This is a genomic window from Bradyrhizobium sp. WSM4874 (genome assembly GCF_055811835.1).
In genome coordinates, this window is the sequence record NZ_JBVVPR010000288.1 from 1 (window position 1) to 241 (window position 241).

1 pseudogene is annotated in these 241 nt (G+C 56.4%); it reads left to right on the top strand.

Annotation, left to right across the window (positions count from 1 at the left end):
• Positions 1-140 precede the first annotated feature (140 nt).
• Positions 141-241, top strand: a pseudogene (locus AC0L3P_RS40370) (IS5/IS1182 family transposase); the annotation flags it as partial.

Sequence of the window (241 nt, forward strand, 5' to 3'; positions counted from 1 at the left end):
GGCCCGCGCCCACGACATTCGAATCATGGTTGCCCATGGATTCAGAAGCCCGCAACAAAAGCAACTGTAATGCTAGGGTCTGTACCTGATAAGCGCCGCGTGATTCCCTTGCCTTGAACTTTTGATTCGAGGATGAGCGAATGCGCGCAAGTTTGTTTTGGCTGAATGATAGGCAATGGGCGCGTATTGAGCCTCATCTGCCGACGGGGCTGAAGGGACCGGAGCGGGACGACGACCGCCG